The organism is Aquiflexum sp., from assembly GCF_977115555.1.
On sequence record NZ_CDSBKL010000334.1, the window covers coordinates 1 to 4605 of the forward strand.

3 protein-coding genes and 1 tRNA gene are annotated in these 4605 nt (G+C 43.6%); all 4 read right to left on the bottom strand.

Annotated elements, in window-relative coordinates; all coding sequences use genetic code 11:
* Nucleotides 1–1092: MFS transporter (locus ACZFYI_RS16055; RefSeq protein ID WP_462525143.1), on the bottom strand; the 1092-nt coding region annotated here is incomplete at its 3' end.
* Between the two features lie 228 nt (nucleotides 1093–1320).
* Nucleotides 1321–3846, bottom strand: coding sequence for a M14 family metallopeptidase (locus ACZFYI_RS16060; protein ID WP_462525144.1), 2526 nt, complete (start codon nucleotides 3844–3846; stop codon nucleotides 1321–1323).
* Between the two features lie 196 nt (nucleotides 3847–4042).
* Nucleotides 4043–4117, bottom strand: a tRNA-Val gene (locus tag ACZFYI_RS16065).
* 196 nt (nucleotides 4118–4313) lie between these two features.
* Nucleotides 4314–4605, bottom strand: a 292-nt coding sequence (locus ACZFYI_RS16070; RefSeq protein ID WP_462525145.1) for a hypothetical protein, incomplete at its 5' end; no start/stop codon positions are given.

The following is a 4605-nucleotide window of genomic DNA, read 5'->3' on the forward strand; positions in this document are numbered from 1 at the left end:
AGGTCCGATCGCCGAACTCAATACCATGATGGAAGTAAAAAGACTCCTGACTGTGCCAATATAAGTTTGTCCAAAAAACTCCACTTGTAGGGCCGCAACGGTCGCACTCCCAAAACCCACTGAAAAACCCATCAGGATATTATATACGAAAATCCCCCAGACATTGGGGACCATCCATATGATCAACAAAGGAACCAATAGCGGAAAAAGATAAAATGGGAAGAAAGTCTTGGCCTTGTACTTGTCAATCAGCGGACCTGAAAGCAGGATGCTCAAAAAACTAGCGAAAGCATAAGAAGTAAGTCCTGCAGCTGCCAATCCAATATTCCATCCTTTGAATTCAATGATGGCAAATTGGTAGAAGAAAAGCCCTGTAACTGCAAATGGGATAAAAAAGATATTGGGAGCCAAAAGCCAAAACGGCTTGGATTTCATGATGTCTCTCTGTCTGACACGGTCCACCTTTTTTTCACCTGAATCCGACGCCACCACTTCACCGGACTCGCTTACCAAATGTTCGGGTTTCAAAACCAATAAGGTAAATACCGTCACCGCCAAACTGACCAAAGCCGCATTAAGCCAAAGAGATTCCCGCCAACCTATCTTGGCTATTACAAGCAAAATAATCGCAGGCAAAACTGCTTGTCCCAAAGGATGACCCAAAGAAGCAAGGCTGATGGCTTTGCCCCTGTTTTCTTCAAAATACCGGGACATGGTGGTGATCGCAATATGGTTATAGAGTCCCTGACCAGCCAACCTCAACCCTAAAAATGCGATCGGTATGTACCACCAAGCCTGAGAAATACTTAGAAAGAACAAGGAGATGACAAACGTGGCTGTAGTGGCCAAAGTGAATCTTGGTAGAGGTACGGTGTCAATGAGTTTCCCTAATTTGGGTAAGGCCAAGGCAGCGCCGATGGTAGCAAGGCCATAAAATGTACTCAAGAGCCCGTTTGAAAGCTTGAATTCTTCCATCAAAAAAGGGACATACATGGCCAACAAAAATGTCTGTCCAAAACTCGATAAGGCAGTCATGATGATTCCAAAAATCACCATCACGCGGTTTTTACGGACAAACTGGAGGTAGTTCAAGTTATGAAGGGTGGTTTGAGATGGATTTTAGCGATCTAAGGATTGCTTCAATACCCATTACAAAGTTACAAGTAAATTATATCACTTCCTTGAAAGTAAATTTGACATTAAAACTTCAATTTTTTAAGGTCAGGTAACTAATCTGACATTAAAAGCAAAACCCTGCTTTGTCTTCACAAAGCAGGGTTTTTTAATCTCGTTTCTCGCCTCTCGGCTCTTGTTTCTAAATCATTGTCCAACCAAGAATACGGCATTGGCTACCAAGAGCTTTCCTGATTCCCAAAATGCCCGGAACATCGGATTGTCAGCCATATAGACAACCTGACCACGTCCTTGGTTTTCTACCCCATAGACCATTGATTTAGGCATTTTTGGTTTGATTTTGTTACCGATATAGCCAAATCTGTAGGCAGCAGCATCCGGGATTATTCCCACGTTGACACCGTTGTCAAGGTAAGCGTAGCGGGAACCGTTGTTTTTCAAAGTATAGAATTTGCCATCCATTCCAAATCCTAGCGGGTGGGTAGGGTCAATTTTCACCTGATAAATGGCACCTGCGGCAGTGGTAGAAATTCCCATCCTTTCACGTTCCTGATAAGGTTCCAATCTTTCCACATTTTGGATTTCCTTTTGCTCTTTTTCAGCAGCTTTTTTCTCGTCCTCAGTATCATATTGGCTGAGGTCAAAACCGTTTTTGTCTGCAAAAGCATTTAGTGCATTTTCGATGGCGATCAACTTACCTCCTGCCCTGACCCAATCCATTACCTTTTTCATGTTGTTTTCGGAAAGGTAACTGCCCCAACTTGAAGGAAGGATGATCACATTGTATTTGCTCAGGTCAAATCTCCCCAAACCATCGGCATCAAGTATGGTCACCGGATAATCAAGCTCCTGCTCAAAGAAATACCAAAGCTCGCCGAAATTCAGGGAAGAAGTACCCGCGCCGCTCATGATGGCAATTTTTGGCGCTACTATGGTTTTCACTTCCGAAGAACCAAAATCCCTTCCTTTGTCCACATAGGCAGAATTGCTCTTGTCCAAAGCTATCTCGAACTTGTTGGCGATGTCTGTTACTTGCTTGTCAAAGTCGGCAACATATTGATTTCCGTTTCGATGGATGATCAAAGTCCCTATCGGATAAGACTTGCCGTTGATGTCAAAGGCTTTTTCTGCATACCGCACCCTGATTTTGTGATTGATCAAAGCTGCCAAAAACTTGGCGTGCTGTGTTGCATTCCAAGGGGCAAGGTATGCCAAAGGTGTTCCTTCTACTTTATTGGCTTCAAAGGCTGTCTTTTCAAACTTCTTACCTGCATCCAATCTCGTCTCCAAGGCATAAGCCTGTACCCCATAAGCATACGGCAAAGCCCAACTTGTAATGTCATAGGTGATGCTGTCCTGCAGTTTGGCCTCAGGCTCAAACAATACCTGTGTCAAAACCGACTTCGATTGGAATGCATTGACAACGATATCTTTGTCGGTAGCGGCAAAAGTTGCAGCTTTTCCGGTATTGTAATCCAAGCCCTTTAGGCCTGATGCCGCTTTGGCATAGCCATATTGGATTTTATTTTTGTCAAGCAATGTCAAAAGCGCCTTGACACGCTCCAGGTTTTGGTCCCCTTTGATCACGAAGCTCTTGTATTTTGCTTTTGGGTTGCTGCTGCTTGATTTAAAGTAATTGGCAAATTCATCAGCCAATCTTTCCGCATTTTGGGAAGTAACTTCCACGGCAGAAATTCCTGCAGTATGCTGGTGCTCGATTCTTTCTCTCAAGGTTACTGTATCTCCGAGGGCATTGAGCATTCCCAATCCTGCACGGCCGGAACCGCCTTTTTCGATGGTCATGCCGATTGCTCCATTGTACATGGGATAGGTATCTCCGTAAGAAGGATAGAGCAAATCAAACCGTTCTTTGGTAAAATACATCCAACCTTGCTCATCAAATTTTTTGGCGGTGTTCTTTCCATAAATGACCTGAAATTCATTTTGAAAAGGGGACACTTGATCGTGGACAGGCTGTGCTGCAGGGGCAAAATAGAACGGATCGTTGATCCCCTGTTCGTGGTAATCCACAAAAAGATGCGGCATCCAGTCGTGGTAAAGTTTCAGCCTTTGCTGTGTTTCTTGCTGTGTCTGCCAAGCCCAATCCCTGTTGAGGTCCATTAAGTAGTGGTTTGGACGGCCACCTGGCCATGGTTCGGAATGTTCCATGGACTGTGGATCCGGCTGAAGTCTTTTGTTTTGCTTTTGGTTGTACCAAACTGTATATCTGTCTTTTCCGTCAGGATTGGCGCAGGGATCAAGGATTAGCACCTGATTTTTCAACCAATCTTTGGATTGGGAATTGTTTGGATTGGCAATTTGCCAAAAGGTCATCATCGCAGCTTCGGTGGCTACCGCTTCATTGCCATGGACATTGTATTGCATCCAGTTCAGGGCAACTTTGGTGGAAGGTGTACCCTCCAAAACCCCTGTTCTCCGAAGGTTATCTTTGCGGATATCTTCCAGTTTACCCATATTCTCAGGAGTGGAAACCATGGCAACAAACAACGGCCTGTGCTCATAGGTCTCACCGTAATAAACCAATTTTACATTGGGCAGGGTGGCTGCCAAGTGCTCAAAATAAGCCACAACACGGTGATGTGGTGTAAATCGGTCACCCAATTTATAGCCAAGAAATTCTTCCGGGCTTTTTTGGGCAAAGGTTGTATTGGCAAGTAAGAGCGCCAATACCAAAGCGTAAATTTTTCTCATAATTCAGATTTGAAATTTATAGGGCGGTAAGATAAGGGGAATTGCAAAACCCTGCAAAGGAAATGGATTGAAGGGATAAAGATTCGGGGATTGTCGGTGAAAATTGTTTGGAAAGTAAAAATTAAAGTGGACTCCGATTTTCGTTAGAGGGAGTTTTTGCCTTTTGAGTGAGTATCCAGGAATGGATTTAAAAAAGTGGGACCTAAGGGATTCGAACCCATGACCTCTGCTCTGTCAAAGCAGCGCTCTAAACCAACTGAGCTAAGATCCCAATAATTAATAAAGAAGTAGCGCTCTAAACCTCCCGATAGCTATCGGGATGAGAAGATCCCGATTTGAGGCTGCTAAAATCAGGAATGATTTCGGGATTTCAAAATGCTGCTACCATATCCTGAATCATTCCATTGAAAAAATTTCCGGATAACTTTATTAACCAACCCCGAAAATTTCCTTAAGGGTTTTTACACTTATAAAGCAACATTCACCGCCGCTATTACCGCTTTTTGGAAAATATCAATCGCAGCGTTTGCGGCTTTTTGGGCTATGGCTTTGGAAATCACCGCTATCGCATGAAATTCCGCCTCGGCGATCAGTTTTTCATCCTCCATCCGTGAGTCAAATCTTGCTTGCGATATTTCTTTGTTGATCAACAAATCAGCCAGTAAGGCATATCTTTCTTTACGGTTTTGAAGAAAAATATTTGCGGGATTTTTCACTTCATCCCAATTTTCAGCCACATTTTGTTTGATGGCATCAGAC

Excerpts from the sequence above, each read along its gene's own strand:
- ACZFYI_RS16060 (WP_462525144.1), bottom strand. The coding sequence starts at position 3,846 with ATGAGAAAAATTTACGCTTTGGTATTGGCGCTCTTACTTGCCAATACA.